Origin of the sequence: Candidatus Nanohalobium constans, from assembly GCF_009617975.1 — an archaeon.
In the GTDB taxonomy this organism is placed as follows: Archaea; Nanohalarchaeota; Nanosalinia; order Nanosalinales; family Nanosalinaceae; genus Nanohalobium; species Nanohalobium constans.
This window is the reverse complement of the sequence record NZ_CP040089.1, coordinates 855,489-869,998: the sequence shown is the minus strand read 5'-3', so window position 1 is coordinate 869,998 and position 14,510 is coordinate 855,489. Positions and strand designations below refer to the sequence as shown.

29 protein-coding genes and 1 tRNA gene are annotated in these 14,510 nt (G+C 42.2%); 21 read left to right on the top strand and 9 right to left on the bottom strand.

Going from position 1 to position 14,510, the window contains the following annotated elements; all coding sequences use genetic code 11:
* Window positions 1–99 precede the first annotated feature (99 nt).
* The 17 genes from LC1Nh_RS05380 to LC1Nh_RS05300 all read left to right on the top strand — a co-directional run bounded on the left by LC1Nh_RS05380 (window position 100) and on the right by LC1Nh_RS05300 (window position 6,296).
* Window positions 100–411 (top strand): MJ0235 family protein, encoded by a 312-nt coding sequence (locus LC1Nh_RS05380; RefSeq protein WP_153550678.1) that lies wholly within the window; start codon window positions 100–102, stop codon window positions 409–411.
* Entirely contained in the window at window positions 408–734 is a 327-nt protein-coding gene (locus LC1Nh_RS05375) for a hypothetical protein (RefSeq protein WP_153550677.1), read from the top strand. The genes LC1Nh_RS05380 and LC1Nh_RS05375 overlap by 4 nt, the downstream gene beginning before the upstream one ends.
* Window positions 735–771: 37 nt before the next feature.
* On the top strand, window positions 772–1,041 hold the full coding sequence (locus tag LC1Nh_RS05370; RefSeq protein ID WP_153550676.1) for an MJ0235 family protein: 270 nt from the start codon (window positions 772–774) through the stop codon (window positions 1,039–1,041).
* The gene (locus tag LC1Nh_RS05365) at window positions 996–1,382 is read left to right on the top strand and encodes a toxin-antitoxin system TumE family protein (RefSeq protein WP_153550675.1); all 387 of its coding nucleotides are present in this window, start codon (window positions 996–998) and stop codon (window positions 1,380–1,382) included. Before LC1Nh_RS05370 ends, LC1Nh_RS05365 begins: the two co-directional genes overlap by 46 nt.
* 41 nt (window positions 1,383–1,423) lie before the next feature.
* Entirely contained in the window at window positions 1,424–1,639 is a 216-nt protein-coding gene (locus tag LC1Nh_RS05360; RefSeq protein WP_153550674.1) for a DUF433 domain-containing protein, read from the top strand.
* 6 nt (window positions 1,640–1,645) lie between these two features.
* Window positions 1,646–2,005, top strand: coding sequence for a DUF5615 family PIN-like protein (locus LC1Nh_RS05355; RefSeq protein WP_153550673.1), 360 nt, complete (start codon window positions 1,646–1,648; stop codon window positions 2,003–2,005).
* A gap of 180 nt (window positions 2,006–2,185) precedes the next feature.
* Window positions 2,186–2,413 carry a DUF6290 family protein gene (locus LC1Nh_RS05350; RefSeq protein ID WP_153550672.1) on the top strand — a complete coding sequence of 76 codons (228 nt, stop codon included), beginning with the start codon at window positions 2,186–2,188 and terminating at the stop codon, window positions 2,411–2,413.
* Window positions 2,413–2,724 carry a type II toxin-antitoxin system RelE family toxin gene (locus LC1Nh_RS05345; RefSeq protein ID WP_153550671.1) on the top strand — a complete coding sequence of 104 codons (312 nt, stop codon included), beginning with the start codon at window positions 2,413–2,415 and terminating at the stop codon, window positions 2,722–2,724. The genes LC1Nh_RS05350 and LC1Nh_RS05345 overlap by 1 nt, the downstream gene beginning before the upstream one ends.
* A gap of 57 nt (window positions 2,725–2,781) precedes the next feature.
* Window positions 2,782–3,057 (top strand): hypothetical protein, encoded by a 276-nt coding sequence (locus LC1Nh_RS05340; RefSeq protein ID WP_153550670.1) that lies wholly within the window; start codon window positions 2,782–2,784, stop codon window positions 3,055–3,057.
* Window positions 3,054–3,407: a toxin-antitoxin system TumE family protein gene (locus LC1Nh_RS05335; protein WP_153550669.1), complete on the top strand. Its 354-nt coding sequence runs from the start codon at window positions 3,054–3,056 to the stop codon at window positions 3,405–3,407. The genes LC1Nh_RS05340 and LC1Nh_RS05335 overlap by 4 nt, the downstream gene beginning before the upstream one ends.
* A gap of 138 nt (window positions 3,408–3,545) precedes the next feature.
* Entirely contained in the window at window positions 3,546–3,863 is a 318-nt protein-coding gene (locus LC1Nh_RS05330) for a nucleotidyltransferase domain-containing protein (RefSeq protein ID WP_153550668.1), read from the top strand.
* Between the two features lie 126 nt (window positions 3,864–3,989).
* The gene (locus LC1Nh_RS05325; RefSeq protein WP_153550667.1) at window positions 3,990–4,340 is read left to right on the top strand and encodes a 50S ribosomal protein L18e; all 351 of its coding nucleotides are present in this window, start codon (window positions 3,990–3,992) and stop codon (window positions 4,338–4,340) included.
* Between the two features lie 3 nt (window positions 4,341–4,343).
* Complete coding sequence (locus tag LC1Nh_RS05320) at window positions 4,344–4,760, top strand: 50S ribosomal protein L13 (protein WP_153550666.1); 417 nt, start codon at window positions 4,344–4,346, stop codon at window positions 4,758–4,760.
* Window position 4,761: 1 nt separating this feature from the next.
* Entirely contained in the window at window positions 4,762–5,166 is a 405-nt protein-coding gene (locus tag LC1Nh_RS05315; RefSeq protein WP_153550665.1) for a 30S ribosomal protein S9, read from the top strand.
* A gap of 45 nt (window positions 5,167–5,211) precedes the next feature.
* Window positions 5,212–5,412 (top strand): DNA-directed RNA polymerase subunit N, encoded by a 201-nt coding sequence (locus LC1Nh_RS05310; protein ID WP_153550664.1) that lies wholly within the window; start codon window positions 5,212–5,214, stop codon window positions 5,410–5,412.
* A gap of 87 nt (window positions 5,413–5,499) precedes the next feature.
* Window positions 5,500–5,808, top strand: coding sequence for a CopG family ribbon-helix-helix protein (locus tag LC1Nh_RS05305; protein ID WP_153550663.1), 309 nt, complete (start codon window positions 5,500–5,502; stop codon window positions 5,806–5,808).
* Entirely contained in the window at window positions 5,805–6,296 is a 492-nt protein-coding gene (locus tag LC1Nh_RS05300) for a PIN domain-containing protein (RefSeq protein ID WP_153550662.1), read from the top strand. The genes LC1Nh_RS05305 and LC1Nh_RS05300 overlap by 4 nt, the downstream gene beginning before the upstream one ends.
* Here LC1Nh_RS05300 and LC1Nh_RS05295 read toward each other — a convergent pair whose 3' ends face one another.
* The 3 genes from LC1Nh_RS05295 to LC1Nh_RS05285 all read right to left on the bottom strand — a co-directional run bounded on the left by LC1Nh_RS05295 (window position 6,297) and on the right by LC1Nh_RS05285 (window position 7,963).
* A complete protein-coding gene (locus tag LC1Nh_RS05295) occupies window positions 6,297–6,671 on the bottom strand; it encodes an NUDIX domain-containing protein (RefSeq protein WP_153550661.1) in 375 nt (124 codons plus the stop codon).
* A complete protein-coding gene (locus LC1Nh_RS05290) occupies window positions 6,668–7,492 on the bottom strand; it encodes a ZIP family metal transporter (RefSeq protein ID WP_153550660.1) in 825 nt (274 codons plus the stop codon). The genes LC1Nh_RS05295 and LC1Nh_RS05290 overlap by 4 nt, the downstream gene beginning before the upstream one ends.
* 69 nt (window positions 7,493–7,561) lie before the next feature.
* A complete protein-coding gene (locus tag LC1Nh_RS05285) occupies window positions 7,562–7,963 on the bottom strand; it encodes an HIT family protein (protein ID WP_153550659.1) in 402 nt (133 codons plus the stop codon).
* A gap of 93 nt (window positions 7,964–8,056) precedes the next feature.
* On the opposite strand from LC1Nh_RS05285, the gene LC1Nh_RS05280 reads away from it, so the two are divergent.
* Together LC1Nh_RS05280 and LC1Nh_RS05275 are read left to right on the top strand one after the other, a co-directional pair.
* Window positions 8,057–8,131, top strand: a tRNA-Glu gene (locus tag LC1Nh_RS05280).
* 44 nt (window positions 8,132–8,175) lie between these two features.
* Window positions 8,176–8,703, top strand: coding sequence for a PH domain-containing protein (locus LC1Nh_RS05275; RefSeq protein WP_153550658.1), 528 nt, complete (start codon window positions 8,176–8,178; stop codon window positions 8,701–8,703).
* On the opposite strand, the gene LC1Nh_RS05270 is transcribed toward LC1Nh_RS05275, so the two are convergent.
* On the bottom strand, window positions 8,700–9,302 hold the full coding sequence (locus tag LC1Nh_RS05270) for a hypothetical protein (RefSeq protein ID WP_153550657.1): 603 nt from the start codon (window positions 9,300–9,302) through the stop codon (window positions 8,700–8,702). The genes LC1Nh_RS05275 and LC1Nh_RS05270 overlap by 4 nt on opposite strands.
* 172 nt (window positions 9,303–9,474) lie before the next feature.
* On the opposite strand from LC1Nh_RS05270, the gene LC1Nh_RS05265 reads away from it, so the two are divergent.
* Window positions 9,475–10,152 (top strand): mechanosensitive ion channel family protein, encoded by a 678-nt coding sequence (locus LC1Nh_RS05265; protein ID WP_217907027.1) that lies wholly within the window; start codon window positions 9,475–9,477, stop codon window positions 10,150–10,152.
* An 8-nt stretch (window positions 10,153–10,160) separates the two neighbouring features.
* On the opposite strand, the gene LC1Nh_RS05260 is transcribed toward LC1Nh_RS05265, so the two are convergent.
* Window positions 10,161–10,472, bottom strand: a complete 312-nt coding sequence (locus LC1Nh_RS05260) for a hypothetical protein (protein WP_153550655.1) — start codon at window positions 10,470–10,472, stop codon at window positions 10,161–10,163.
* Between the two features lie 3 nt (window positions 10,473–10,475).
* Complete coding sequence (locus LC1Nh_RS05255) at window positions 10,476–11,183, bottom strand: citryl-CoA lyase (RefSeq protein WP_153550654.1); 708 nt, start codon at window positions 11,181–11,183, stop codon at window positions 10,476–10,478.
* 96 nt (window positions 11,184–11,279) lie between these two features.
* Here LC1Nh_RS05255 and LC1Nh_RS05250 point away from each other — a divergent pair, with 96 nt between their 5' ends.
* Complete coding sequence (locus LC1Nh_RS05250) at window positions 11,280–11,846, top strand: hypothetical protein (protein ID WP_153550653.1); 567 nt, start codon at window positions 11,280–11,282, stop codon at window positions 11,844–11,846.
* Here LC1Nh_RS05250 and LC1Nh_RS05245 read toward each other — a convergent pair.
* Genes LC1Nh_RS05245 through LC1Nh_RS05235 form a run of 3 tightly spaced genes read right to left on the bottom strand, consistent with a single transcriptional unit; the run spans window position 11,843 to window position 14,479 of the window.
* Window positions 11,843–12,727, bottom strand: coding sequence for a succinate--CoA ligase subunit alpha (locus LC1Nh_RS05245; protein WP_153550652.1), 885 nt, complete (start codon window positions 12,725–12,727; stop codon window positions 11,843–11,845). The genes LC1Nh_RS05250 and LC1Nh_RS05245 overlap by 4 nt on opposite strands.
* Window positions 12,724–13,353 (bottom strand): HAD family hydrolase, encoded by a 630-nt coding sequence (locus tag LC1Nh_RS05240; protein ID WP_153550651.1) that lies wholly within the window; start codon window positions 13,351–13,353, stop codon window positions 12,724–12,726. Before LC1Nh_RS05240 ends, LC1Nh_RS05245 begins: the two co-directional genes overlap by 4 nt.
* Window positions 13,346–14,479, bottom strand: a complete 1,134-nt coding sequence (locus LC1Nh_RS05235) for an ATP-grasp domain-containing protein (protein ID WP_153550650.1) — start codon at window positions 14,477–14,479, stop codon at window positions 13,346–13,348. The genes LC1Nh_RS05240 and LC1Nh_RS05235 overlap by 8 nt, the downstream gene beginning before the upstream one ends.
* Window positions 14,480–14,510 lie beyond the last annotated feature (31 nt).

Sequence of the window (14,510 nt, the reverse complement as noted above, 5' to 3'; positions counted from 1 at the left end):
CTTTTCTTTAGCTCGCATTCTCAGATAAACTTTCTACTGAAAAATTCTGGTTTGCCTAATTGAGTTAATTGTAAAAGTCTTGGAGTTCTATTATGTTCTATGTCTGATGTTGATAGTGTTTCCGGCGATACTGCGAAGCTGTTGAAGGATGTTACGGGAGAGTCTCGTGTTGACTCGGCAGTTCGTTCTACTGTTAGAGATGCTATGATCTATCGTTTAGGGAAGGTAGAGGATCAAATTGAGGGGTTTGAAGAAAAATACGGTATGAGTTTTGAAGAGTTTGAAGATGAATGGGAAGATAATAATATTGATGATAAGCATTCTCACGAAGTTGAAAAGGACTTTTGGGAGTGGGAAGGACTGGTTTCCCGTAAAAAGGTTATAGAAGATGCTTTGGAAGATCTTGAATGAATGTAGAACAGTTTTCCTCTAGAATTATTGATTTAGCTGCTGAAAAAGATTTTATACAGGATTTCAGTATTGATATGAAGGAGGGTGTTGTTGTAGATTCTCGTATCAAACTGGAGGATGGTTTTGTAGATGTTTTCAGAAACTTTGATACGGGAAGAGTGGCTTTCGCATACATAGTTGATGAGGAAAGAGTCTTTGGAGCCGACAATACTGGAGGGTGGCATACTCATCCTATAGAAAATCCGGGAGATCATGTTGAATCAGATGAAATCAGTTTAGAGCAGTTCTTCCGGATGCTCGAAAATAAATTCGACTTGGTCTAGGTAAACCGATAAAAGTCTTGGAGTTCTATTATGTTCTATGTCTGAGGTTGATGTTGAGTCGGTGGCTAGTGTTACTGGTGAGAGTCGTGGTGAGGTTTTGCGTAAGGGTTTGGAGTCGTATATTTCTACTCAGTTGCGTGAGTGCCGTGCACGGGTTAAGGAGTTGAAGAGTGAGTACAGTGTTGATTCTCTAAGTGAGTTGGAGAAACAGGTTGAGTCAGGTGAAGTTGATGAACATCCTGCCTGGGAGGCGGTGATTGAATGGCGGAACCTCAAGGAGAGGATAGAGACTCTAGAACAGTTCTAGAAAGGTATATTGAACTTGAGAGAAGTGTTGAGGAAGAGTTTCCTGACCTGGTTGAATCTACTTCTATTGAGAGAAGTCCTGGTGATACACCTAGAAACCTTAGAATATTCCTGTCGGAAGGTTTTATCGATGTTTTTGTCTCTGAGGATATTTACTCTTTCCACTGGCAGGATGGAGAAGATATAGTAAGGTTCGATAATTCTCCACATCATGAAGACTTGGATACTTTCCCAGATCATCTGCATGTAGGTGATGAAGTAAAGGAGACGCCTTTAGACTCAGGAAATGTCTCTGACAAGATTCTTGATGCCTTGAACTATATAGAAAACAACTTCCTGTGATTGAGTTAACTGTAAAAGTCTTGGAGTTCAACTGTTTGTGCATGGTTGATGTTGTTGTAGATGAGGATGTTCGGCATGGTAAGCCTATAATAGAAGGTACTAGGGTTACTGTTGAGGAAGTTTTGGGTATGCTTGAGGCTGGCATGGAGTTTGATGAGATAAAGAGTGAGTATGGTGTGGAAAAAGAAGGTGTTCAGGCTGCTGTACGCTATGCTTCCTCGTTTATGAAGGGAGAGAAGACTGGTTCACTGGCTTGATTATCAATGGATTTCTTAGTCGATGAGAACTTGCCGAATAGTTTATCCGAAGAGCTTAGAAGTAAAGGTTTTCAAGCCAGGAATATCAGGGAACTTGAGCGGAAAGGTGATCCGGATTCTGAAGTTTTCAAAGTTGCTGTAGAAAAAGACGCTATTTTAATTACAAGGGATTTAGAGTTTGGAAGCCCGGAGCATTATGATACAGAAAACTATGAAGGATTAGTTATTGTCAGGTTAGATGCATCTATACAGGCATCGGGAATTGTAGAGAAAACTGTAAATGGTATATTGAAGATAGGCCTGGAAAATTTGAAGGGCTCCATTACAGTTCTAGAAAGCGGCAGGTACAGAACCCGAGAAATATGAAGCCCTTGTTTTCTTTGTTGGACGATAGAAGTGTCGATCCGGTTATTGGGTCTGATGTTCGAGAAGAGCTTAGTCATGTGAGGAGGGAATGCGGAGTATGTGATGCCCGCATGAAATGTTATATTGAAGATATTCTCTCGAGTCGTAACTTGTTTAACGCTTGTGGTACAATAGTTGGTTATGGCGATTGGTGTTAGGCTTCCGGATGAGCAGGAGAAAGAAGTGGAGAAAGTTGTGGAGGAGGAGAACTATCCTAGTAAATCTGAGTTTGTGAGAGAAGCCCTTAGGAACGAGTTGAGGGATAGGATGAATAAGAAGGAGCTTCAGGAAGTGAAGAAGAGGAAGGAAGAAGATGGGGATCTGAAAAGTCATGAGGAAGTGATGGAAGAAGCAGGTCTTGATGAATAATGGATATTAAGTGGAATAGTGAAGCTGAGAAAGAATTCTTACAGCTTCCAGGTCATGTTCAGAAGAAGTTGAAGTCTTATATTGAAAAACTTCCGGAGAAAGGGCTTGACTGGAGTAAAGTGAGTTTCATCAAGAGAGAAGATATAGGTTTGGATGTCTACAGGATTAAGGTTATGCGTGGACGGGATAGAGAACTTAATCACAGAGTGATATTTGATGTCGAAGGACAGAACTATGTTATCTATAAGGTTGGGCCTAGACCGGGTTTTTATCAGGAAGAAAATCTAAGAGAAGTTGAAAAAAGGATTTGAGATTTTCCTGGTCTTCTAGCGTTAAAGGTAAAAGTCTTGGAGTTCCTATTGTGTTCTATGTCTGAGGTTGATGTGTCTGACGGTAGTTTGGATGTTGTTAGAGAGAGTGTGTCCCGTGAGCTTGATATTGTTGAGAGGAAGCTTGAGCGTTTTAGAGAAAGATTAGAGGATTTTGAGGATGAGCACGACATGGATTCCGAGGAGTTCTTGGAAGAGTTTGAGTCAGGTAATTTAGGTGATGACCAGGACTATTTTGAGTGGAAGGCTGTTTACCAGTCTGTTCAGAGACTGGAGGATAGGAAGGAGAGACTTGAGAAGGCTGAAATTAAATGATTTCACAGGTCAGAGAAACTCTTGAAGAATTAGACTATGTTATTGATGAGCAAGACTTGAGTTTTGAGAGGATTGATGGTTCAACAGTTCTGCTTAAGGGAAGTATAGTTTTTGTTGATGGTTCTAGATTGGAGTTCACAGAGTTTGAGTCGCCTGATAACCATGATTACAGGTTCCAGTTCATGAACCAAGATAATGATTTGATCAGGAGATGGGATAACTCGCCGCATCACGATGTTGAAACATTTCCAGACCATGTTCATACAGGAGATGGTGTAAAGCCTTCTGAGGAGAAGTATATGCCAGAAATCCTGAAACTTGTGGAAGATACGGTACTGTCTAATATCTGACTTAGTAATCCAAGATAGAGGATAAAAAAGGTTTTGTAGTTCTGCTACCCCCGAGTTTTGGAGTTATTAGGCTTTATAGAAACTTTTTTGGATTTACAATGATTAATTCTATAAGTCTTGGCTGCAACATTACTATGTATGAGCTCTCACAGTAAAGCTTTTAACAAATTTTTCAATGACCTAGACGAGAGTATTGGGTCCGAGCTTCAGAAAGTCTTGCTTTTTGGAAGTGTAGCTCGGGGAGAAGAAACAAAAGATAGTGATGTAGATGTATTGGTTGTTTTAGAGGATAAGGATTTGAAGGAGAAGGTTTTTGAGATATCTTACGACATTATGCTTGAGAAAGATGTGTACATCTCACCTAAAGTAGTTAGTACCGAAGAATTTGAAGAAATGAAGAATTCATCTTTCATGAAAGAGATAACAGAGCATGGTCAGGAATATGGAACGGCTTGAAAATTTGTAGATGAGATGGAAAAATTACTGAACTCGTAACACAATGTTTTCCTGTTTTATAACTTTTTCCTCACCAATCAGTTAATACCGATAAGTAGCTGAGATAGGCTGCGAGGTGTATACTTTATGGATAAAAAATTCGATACTTCAAATCCAGTACTTTTGGAAACAATAGAAATGCTTCAGGAGCAGGATGCACCTGTCTGGAGCAGCGTAGCTGAAAACCTTGGAAAAGTTAACAGGAGAAGAGCAGAAGTCAATCTCTCAGATATTGAGAGAGTTGCTGAAGACGGTGAAACCATCGTTGTACCTGGAAAAGTTCTTGGAAGCGGTTACCTAAACAAAGAAGTCAATGTCGCTGCTTTCAAGGCTTCGAACAGCGCCAAGAATCAGATTAGTGAGGAAGGCGAGTTTATGTTCATCCAGGACCTAGTTGAAGAAAATCCTGAAGGAGAAAATGTCAGAGTGGTGAAATAAATAATGAAAGTAATCAATGCTGAAGGAAAAGTTCTCGGAAGACTTGCTTCCGAAGTCGCAGAGATCGCAAGAGATGGCGAAGAAGTTGCAGTTGTCAACTCTAGCAAAGCTGTTATCTCCGGCGACGAGAAAAATGTAAAGGAGAAGTACCAGCAGAAATATGAGAGAGGTAGAAGAGACACTGGTCCTTACTACCCGAAGAGAGCTGACAAAATCTTGAAGAGAACAATCAGGAACATGCTTCCATTCAAAGAAAGCGATGGAAGAGAGCAGTTCAAGAATGTGAAGACTTACTTGGGAATCCCTGAAAGAATGGAGGAAGAAGTTGAAGAGGCCGAAGCCAAGGAAGGCGACGACCTCAAACATAGGAATTATGTAAAGCTTGGTGAAGTATCAGAGTTTATCGGAGGTGCCGAATAAAATGGCAACACACACATCAGGAAGAAGAAAGACAGCAAAGGCAAGAGCCACCGTCAAAGAAGACGGAGAAGGCACACTCAGAGTCAACTCCAGACCACTTCACACTTACAGAGACATGTTTGAAAGCCGTGTAGAAGAACCTCTCACCATCGCCGGTGAAGAAGTATTCGGCGACCTAGAGATAACTGTAGATACTGAAGGAGGAGGAATCCAGGCTCAGGCAGAAGCCGCCAGAATGGCAGTAGCCAGGGCACTAGTCGATCACACAGGAAGCGACGACCTAGAGAGAGACTTCAGAGAATACGATCGTAACATGATGGTCGAGGATCCAAGAAGAACAGAAACCCACAAGCCAAGCCAGTCTTCGAAAGGAGCACGGCACAAACAGCAGAAATCCTACAGATAGGATTTTTCCACTCTTTATTTATTCCACGAGGTGCAAAGTTAATCTATGCAGTTTCCGGTAAGATGCATGTCATGCGGTAAAGTCATCAGCGACAAATGGGAAGAATTCGAAGAAAGAGCCCAAGAAGGTGACGAGGACAAAGGAGAAGTCCTAGATGATCTAGGAGTTGAGAAATACTGCTGCAGAACAATCTTCTTGACACATGTCGACACCATCGACGAAGTAGCAGAACACAAATTAACCTAATCTACATATTTTCCTATTTTGTTTTCTAGGATTGAAACTTGGGCATTTTTCCATACAATTTTAAATCTGTATGTACAATGTACATACATGACTACTAGGGTAAACTTTAGGCTGCCTGAGAAACTGCTTGAGAAGGCTGATGTTACAGCAGAAGCCACGCACAGAGATAGAACTGAGATAATGAAGGAAGCCCTGAGAGAGTACTTAGGAAATTTCGAAAATGATGAGGATTTCAAGCAGAAGGTCGTAGAACTCTATCTCGATGGAGAACTAGGTTTTGATGAGATGAAAGCTGTGATAGGTAAACAGGACGCTGAGTCAGTAAAAGCCACTTCTGAAATACTGAACGAATCCGATGAGAAAGCATCTGAACTTGCAGGCCTAAGCGAAAAATGATAATACTAGACACTACAGCATTTATCTCGCTTTCAATAGCAGAAATATTAGAAGAAACAATAAAACAACACTCAGTCCACACAACAGAAGAAGTCATCTCAGAGCTCGAAGAAATCTCCCAACAAGACGACTACCTGGCTGAAGCAGCAGAAAATGCACTTCAATCTAAGGAAGAGATAAATATTCATCAACTGGAATTTGGCAGATTTCAGACAAACCGGATTGATTCTGGAGAGGCAAGCTGCCTAGCGTTGACACGGGAAATAGACCCAGATTTCCTATTTACGGATGACCTTCATGCAATGGCTGAGATCAAAAAACTGTCTTCCTCGGAAGTAGCTATATCTCCAATAATGCTTCAATCGATGGTCAAAAACAATTCTATAACAAAGGAAACAGCTTCGAACAAGTTAGATAAATTGATGGAAACAAGAGACCGGATGGGAACGCCGATATACAGAAGAGCAAAAAATCAACTTGAAGAATAGCTACAACTTTCTCAACGCAGGCAATATCATTTTCAAGTTAGGAGCGAGTTCTAAATTATCCAGTTCGCTTCCTTCGAACCATTCTAACTTTCCAAAGTTATCTTCCGTTATTTCGGGTTCTCCTTCCTCTATTTCCGCGATATAGCCGTTCCACAAAAATAAGTCGTCATTATGTTGGAATTCTCCGGTGTAGAAAGGTTTCTCCAGTGAAACTTCAACTCCTATCTCTTCTTCAGCCTCCCGCACAGCAGCTTCAGTAGGGCTTTCGTCCTCCTCTACTTTGCCGCCCGGTACTTCCCAGTGTTCTTCGTCTTCTCTGTATAAGAGGAGTATTTTCCCATCTTCAACTATCAGGTTTCCAGCTAGTTCTTTCATATGAAGGTGAATAGGAGTATCATGATTATTAGTCCTGCGGTGTTTCCTCCGATAAATTCTGGCCAGCCACTTGTATCTATGTCCTCGGCTTCTTCAAATGCTTCTTCGACGAATTCTGTCAGCACTAGGTAGATCATTGCTCCTGCTGCGAATCCGTAGCCTATTGGCAGGAATGCCTGTGCTTCTCTGACGAATAGGAATGCTATTACTGCTCCGATAGGCTGTGGAACTGAAGAGAATATTGCCGCACCCATTGTTTTCCAATTGGAAACCCCGTTGGCTTTGAAAGGTATTGAAATGGCTACTCCTTCCGGTATGTTGTGGATTGAAATCGCTATAGTCATTGTGATCGCGATAGCTGGTACTGCGAATCCAAGTATTGGTACTCCGCTACCTAGTCCAAGTTCTGCGAATGCTACTCCTATAGCTACGCCTTCTGGGAAGCTGTGAATGGTTAAGACGCCTAGGATTAAAACCATTTTCTTGAATCCGGCTTCTTCGAATGTTCCAGGATCTAGTTCTGCATCATCCACTAGGCGCCGTGCTCCGATGACTAGAAGTCCTCCTGCGATTAAACCTATGCCGACAGCCAGGAATTCTGAGTTAAAGAACGGGTATTCTCGGGCAGCCTTCAATCCCTCTGGTATCAATCCGAGGAAGGATGCTGAAAGCATGATGCCTGAAGCTAATCCCCACATTCCTACAAGGTAGCGCTGAGAGAACTCTTCCACGAAGAAGAAAGGAATCGTTCCTAAACCGGTAGCCAAGTCTGTTATTAAGGCTGCTACAAATACTATTAACAGGTTTTCAAGAATTGCCATATTAATTTTTGAGGCTTGTTCTCTTATGATTCTTTCGTTAAAAGAAGGAAAAATAGCTGTGGGATAACTTTAGAGCTGTTCGCTGATCTCCTCAGCTACTGAATCACCTGATTCAAGGCTTGAACGGTTGTATGTGATATCCAGTTCATCTCCTTCGTAGATCGGAGTTACATGGAAGTGTAGGTGGAAGACTTCTTGCCCTGCTTTCTCACCGTTGTTCTGGGCGATATTCACGCCTTCAGCACCGAAGGCATCTTTCACAGCGTTGGAAACCTTGACCAATGGCTCCCACATATAGTCCATATCAGCAGCACCGTGAATATCATCTACATGCTCCTTCGGAATCACCAGTGTGTGACCTTTGGAAACCGGTTCAGCATCCAGAAAAGCGTAGACATTTTCATCTTCGTATACCTTGTAGCTTGGTACATCGCCTTCAATAATTTTGCAGAAAATACAGTCGTCACTCATAATCAACCTGTTTCGTGTTCTTTGTGAAAAGTTTTTGGGAGAGAAGAAATCCCATTTAAAAGTATTAAGTTCGTCAATGTTTTTCACACCGAAGCGGTTGTAGTGTAGTCTGGTCAATCATTTCGGCCTTTCGAGCCGATGACCCGGGTTCAAATCCCGGCAACCGCACAACTTCTCCAACTTACTTTAATACAAATTGCTAATTTGCCTCTATGACACAGAACTCAGAGTATGATTGGCTTTCGTTAGATGAAGAAGAACAGGTTCTCTGGAGCGGAGAACCATTGATGAAAAGCATTTATCCGGCACTGGCTATAGGAATTCCTTTGTCCGTGGTCGGTATAGGTATTCCGATTGTGGTAGGTGCTTATCTGAATATCAAGAACACTGATTTCGTGGTTACTACACAAGGTCTCTATAAGAAGACTGGTGTCTTGTCTAGAAGCGTTCAGAAGATCGGTTTCGACAAGGTTCAGAACATCAGCTTCTCACAGGGCTTCTTCGGAACACAGTTCGGTTACGGAAACATAGAGGTTTCTACTGCTGGAGGTTCTGGCGTTGAGATGCGTTTCAGAAGTATAGAAGAGCCTAAACAGGTTCAGGAATTGATTAACAAGCATATCAAGAAGGATAAGGAAGGAGGTTCTGACTCCGTAAACAGGAATGATATTCTGATGGAGATTTTAAAGGAACTTCAGGAGACAAGGAAATCAGTGGAAAGGATGGAAAAGAAGATTTAGTGAATATTCCTTCCTTTCTCACTATCTCTTCTATTCAATACAGCATCTACGCTTTCTTCTTCCGCGTTCTCTGCTGATTCGATTATCTCGTTGACTCTCTGATTTCCTGAGTATTCTGGCTCTAACTGTCCTCTGAACAGGTCTTGTAGTTCGTCCCATTTCTCGTCTTTGATCATTTCTTGGACTCTTTCCTGTTTCAGGGCGTCGACAAGTTCTTCCTGGTCCATGTCTTCTAGTTCCTGGACGATTCCTTGGTCCTCCATCAGCTGCTGTTTTCTCTTAACAGCGATTAATCCGTCGATTACTCTGAGTGCGTCCATTACCTGTGCGTGTTCATTGTGGTAGATGCTCATTTCGTCCTCGATACTGGCTATTTCTTCGGCTAGTTCTTCTTGTAGAAGATCGTCTTCTGTGTTTTGAAGCTTCTCAAATTTCACTCTTCTGTCTTCGGCTAGTCCTTCATGTTTATCTCGTTTTAGTTCTAGGTCTGCTCTTAGTTCGCTTCTTTCTTTCTTTAGTTCTTCTAGATCCATGTTCTCTATGCTGATTTCATCGTCCTCGGTGAATCTGTCGAATACTTTGCTTAGTACGCTTACCATGCTGAAAACTTGGTAAAACCTGTAATTAAAACCTGTGTATTCAAAAACCTCTGTCCGTCATTAGAACTACATGGTGTTAGAACAGCTTTTCCCGGATGTTCAGATCTATTTCAGGCTTCTAAGATTCCTTATAGTGATGTTTCTCGGGATTTCCATAACTAGGGTGGTCCTCATGCCGCTGACAGAGAAATTAATGGCTCGTAGGAACACTGATATGGTGACAAGACACTCATTCTCCAATCTAACAGGTATCACAGGAGTTTTCCTATCTTTCATAGTAGCTCTTCAGGCTGCAGAGTTCGGAAACCTTGTTAGTGTTCTCGGAGCAATAACTGCAGCTGCAACAGTTGCAGTAGGTTTCGGGATGAGGGATCAGATATCAAACCTGGTTGCAGGATTTATGCTGTACCTTGACAGTCCTTTTATCAAAGGAGATTACATCGAAGTCGGTGAAAAATCTGGAGTAGTCAAAGAAATACGCCTGCGACACACAACGGTAAAGAATGGGGAAAGTGAGAAGACTGTGCTGCCTAACAGCATGCTGACCACAACTCCGTTAGAAAATTACTCCAGGGGAAAGAGAGCAACAGCCTCAATAGAGTTTAAGGTAGAAAACTCTAAATCACAGAAACTTGAGGAGATGTTAATTGAATCCATGAATTTGGAAGAAGATATACTTGACAAGCCGGAGCCAAAAGTAAATTATAAGGGTTTAGAAGAAGGTAAAACTGTTTTAGAAGCTGTTTTCTCAGTAAGTACTGCGACAAAAGTCGGTGAAGCCAAGAAAAAACTTAACCGAGCAGTAAATCAGAAGGCAGCTGAGGAAAAACTGTTCGAAAAAGAAGAATAGTAATTGTGTTAGTGTAGCTGGTGGTAGGCACGCCACCTATAATTTAACCGCCTGAAACATTCTTCGACCTCATCTCCTACATGAAAGAAAAGTCTCTTCCACTTTCCATCAACTTTTATCTTGATGTTAGGATAGATGGAAGCCTTCTCCAATTTGATGTCCTCTACATCTTCAAAGTCCACGTAATCTACAAGATTCTCTTCGCTAAAGTTTTCATCTATTCTGTCCCAGTCATCGCTCTGACTTCTCTTCCTCTCTACATGGCCTCGGGTAACGGCTACTTCGCCTAGACTGGAGCGGAATCTATCTACATCAACCACTTCTCATTCACCTGTGTATTCTCCATCTTCTCTTCTGAAATCTTCGTTTTCCATCTCTTCGTGGACATGCGCTACTAATCCTGGTGTCCTGGCTATGATGAAAAATCCTTTACCAAGTTCTGAAGGCCATCCCAGATCACTCATGACTGCGGAGATAGCCCCGTCCACATTTATGACAAGCGGAACCTTTTCCTCTGCAAACTCCTGAGAAATACTCTTCATCCTCTCAACATACTTCCCGGAAATACCTAGTTTTTCAGCTTTCTCAAAGATTTTCTCCGCCCGAGGATCAACATCCTCGTAGACTTTGTGCCCCAAGCCAGGAATCTTGTCTCCAGACTCTATAAAAACATCTACAATTTCTTCTGGAGAGTAATCTTCGTCCTGAAGCACTTCCATACAGTCCTCTATCGCTCCACCGTGCTTATCGCCTAGTGCTAGAATTCCTCCAGCTACTGAAGTATTCATGTCGTTTCCACCGCTCTGAACTGTGCGGGCGGAAACAGTTGAAGGCGTCCCGACTCCATGATCGATAGAACTACTTAGTATAGTGTTGAATATTTTGGATTCTTGTTCAGAAGGTTTCTCACCTTTCAGTATCAACCATATTGCGTCAGCAAAGTCCATGTCCATTATTTCTTCTCTTGGAACTCCTCTGACTACTGAGTCTTCTCCTGAGGACGAGATTGAAGTTTTCCATTTATCGCTCATTGTGGGCTACCTAAGTTTACACAAGTCGATTCTAACTGTTAAACTTATGTTATTCATAATGTTGTCTTTTAATTATGCCTGGATTATACTAACTTTGTGGACAGGAAAACGGGCTTAGTTGCTTTGACAATTATTGTTTTAGCAGCGATTTCATACGCAGCAGTACATTTAGGAGCTGAATTCCAAACTAAAACCGATAAAGATAACGATATTCAAAATAAGGAAGAACTTGCCGATATACTTATTCAAAATAGTAACTCTGAATTAGGCAGAAATGTTAATACCTCATATACTACTGTTAAATCTTCTTTTTATCGTGAGGGTGAGGTTGATGTAGCTCAAAAGCAGTTTAAGGCGACCAGTAGTACAGGAAGTTCACCTCTATTTGTATACTCTACTGTAAAGAGGCATAATTCCTCAGAAGCAGCAGAAAATGCCTTCAATAATTATCTCTCAAAATATCAGGTCCAGAATATTGAGACGCCTGTTCCTATGACTCGGCAGCTTGAAGCATCAAACATTGGAACCGTATCTTATGGTCAGACCTATGAAGTTTATGCCCATAACGGCAAGTATCTTATCTCATTAGATATCCAAAGCATATACGACTCTAAGGTGGTCGCTGAAAACCTGTTCATGCTGATGTATATAGAAACGAACTAGAATATTTTCTGAAGTTTTTCGCCGATCTCATGGTGTACATCTACAACATGCGCGCCAGACTCCTGTAAAACTTTCTTCTTATAACTCGGCTTGTCCTCATCGCCTCGGATCACTGCTCCTGCATGTCCATACTGTTGAGTCGGCATAGACTCAGTGAATTCTCCTGTGATAAAGACAACAACGGGCATAGAGATTTCGTCCATAACTTCTGCGACCTGGTTCTCGTAAGTGCCTCCTAGCTCTCCGAAGATGACGACTGCATCGGTTTGATCGTCTTCTTCAAACATTTTCAGTGCTTCCACGAAGTTTGTTCCTGCTATTTTGTCGCCGCCGATATCCATAGCGGTGGAAATCCCGAATCCGGCGTTCTGAACGACCTGTGCGGTCTCTGTGGTCATACCGCCAGACTTGGATATAATACCTATATTTCCTTCTTCGTATGCTTCTTCAGCTTTGTTGCCGCCTATAGGACCGATCTTGGATTTTCCAGGGCTTATTACTCCGACAGATGTTGGACCTACGAGTGTGGCATCTTTTTGCTCTAGTTTGTCTTTGACTTCCCACATGTCTCGAGTGGGGATTCTCTCTGTTGTCACATTGATCTCCGTGATATCGTTGTCCAGTGCTTCCAGGATTGCATCTTTTGCTGCGAAGTGAGGGACATACACTAGTGAAGTATTGATTTCTGGGTGCTGTCTCTTGGCCTCCCGGACGGTGTCGTAGACAGGTACGCCATGCACTTCCTCGCCTCCTTTGCCCGGGGTGACGCCTGCCACGACATCGGTGCCGTAGTCTATCATGTGTGGTGTCTTTTCACTTGCTGCTCTGCCAGTAATACCCTGAATAACTAGTTTGGTGTCTTCATTTGCGAAAATACTCATCTTGTAACCTCCTCTCTAACATTCTCAAAGTTTAGTTTTGAAACCTGTCTGCCGTTCCAGTTATCTCCGAATACTTCGAACTGTTTTACGAGCACAAATTGCATTCCAACATTTTCACATGCTGAGTCTCTCGGAATATTGTTTCCAAAGTAGACGCAGTTTTCTCCGGATAAACTCCTCCTATTTAGAAATTCCTGAAAAATTCCTTTTTCTGGCTTCTTAACTCCTATCTCTTCAGAAACTACAAAGCCCTCTATTTCAACATTTTCTTCTTCGAACATATCCTTGTAGAATTTCTTGGCAGCTACTTTGTTGTCACTGATAATTCCAGGGGTTTCAATCTCTTTCCCGATTTTTCTGAGCATTTCAAACATTTCAAGCTCTTTTAACCTCTCTTTCTTTGCTTCTTTATACTTCTCAACAGCTACCTCGGCGTCAGCATCAATATCATCTCTTTCAAACCATTCCTGGATTGATTCTACACTCATCTCGTTGAATCCTTCATAAGGATACTTCGGAGGGTTCTCAACACCTTGCCTCTCTAATTCTTCTCTGAAGACTTTCCGGGAGAACTCTTTCGAAGGAGATAGAGTATCTCCGATATCGAAAACAGGAATTTTACTCATTCATCTCACCTTTGTATGCTTCGACCATCTCCATAAGGTCTTCAGCTGATTCTGTCATCGGTTTATCGTTTCTAAACAGCTTCATGTTCAAGTTGAGCTCTTCTTTTACTTCTCTGAGTTTTTCAAATGCTTCATCTGCGTGAGGACCGTCCCGCCTCACTACTATAGGGTATTTGGGCTTTATTTCTCTTAATGCTTGTATGAATCCGTCCATGGTTCTTTCCACATCTGTGTTGTTGGCTGTTCCTCCTACATGCCACAGCCCATTCAGTTCTTTGGACATGATGACCTTGGACAGTTTGTATACTTTTTCTGTCGGAGGGTTTCCACCGTACTCCGTGTAGTTTGCTGGTTTGCCGCCGTATTCCATCAGTGCGTCCATGTTTGTGAGAGAGGCGCCGCCCCCTGCTAGCATCATTCCGATGTCGCCGTCTAGCTCGGTGTATTTTCCAGCTACGCCTCTATGGTCGTCTTCATCTATTTTCTCAGCTCTTTTTTCTCTTTCAGTTTTTTCTCCTCCTTCTGCATTTCTCTCTGGAAAGTCTCGGTCATGGCGGTACGATGCATCGTCTTCTAGGTCCATCATTGCATCGAGTACGACAAAGCCGTCTTCTGTCTTGGCTAGAGGGTTTACTTCGAGCATCCGAGCGTCTTCTTCCAGGAAGGCTTGGAAAAGTTTCTGTAGTTGTATCGCTATTTTGACGATTTCTTTTCCTTTGAACTCGTTTTCTTTTAGGAATTGCCGGAATCTAAACTGTGAATCGTCCTCCAGATCTAGTTTTGCTGCTTCTTTTCCTTCGATTCCTGTTCCTCCTTCTCTGGAGAATATCATTACAGGGTTTCGGGTGTCTGTGCTGTACATGAAGCTGACATAGTATTCTTCTGAGAAATCTATTTGAGGTTCGATTAGTACTTCGTCTACTTCTTGCCCGTCTATCTCTGTCCCGAGCATTTCTTGCTTTAATTTTTCAGCTTCTTCACGGCTTTCTGCGAATTTTATTCCGCCTTTCTCTTTTCTGTGGTTGGCCAGTACCTGTGCCTTCACCACGAATTCCTCCCCGTCGCTAGGGGTCTTCAGGTCGTGATCTCTGAGTATTTCTTTGGCTTCGTTTTCGTACAGTTTCACAGTCTAGATTTGTGGCTTGAAGTTCTATAAG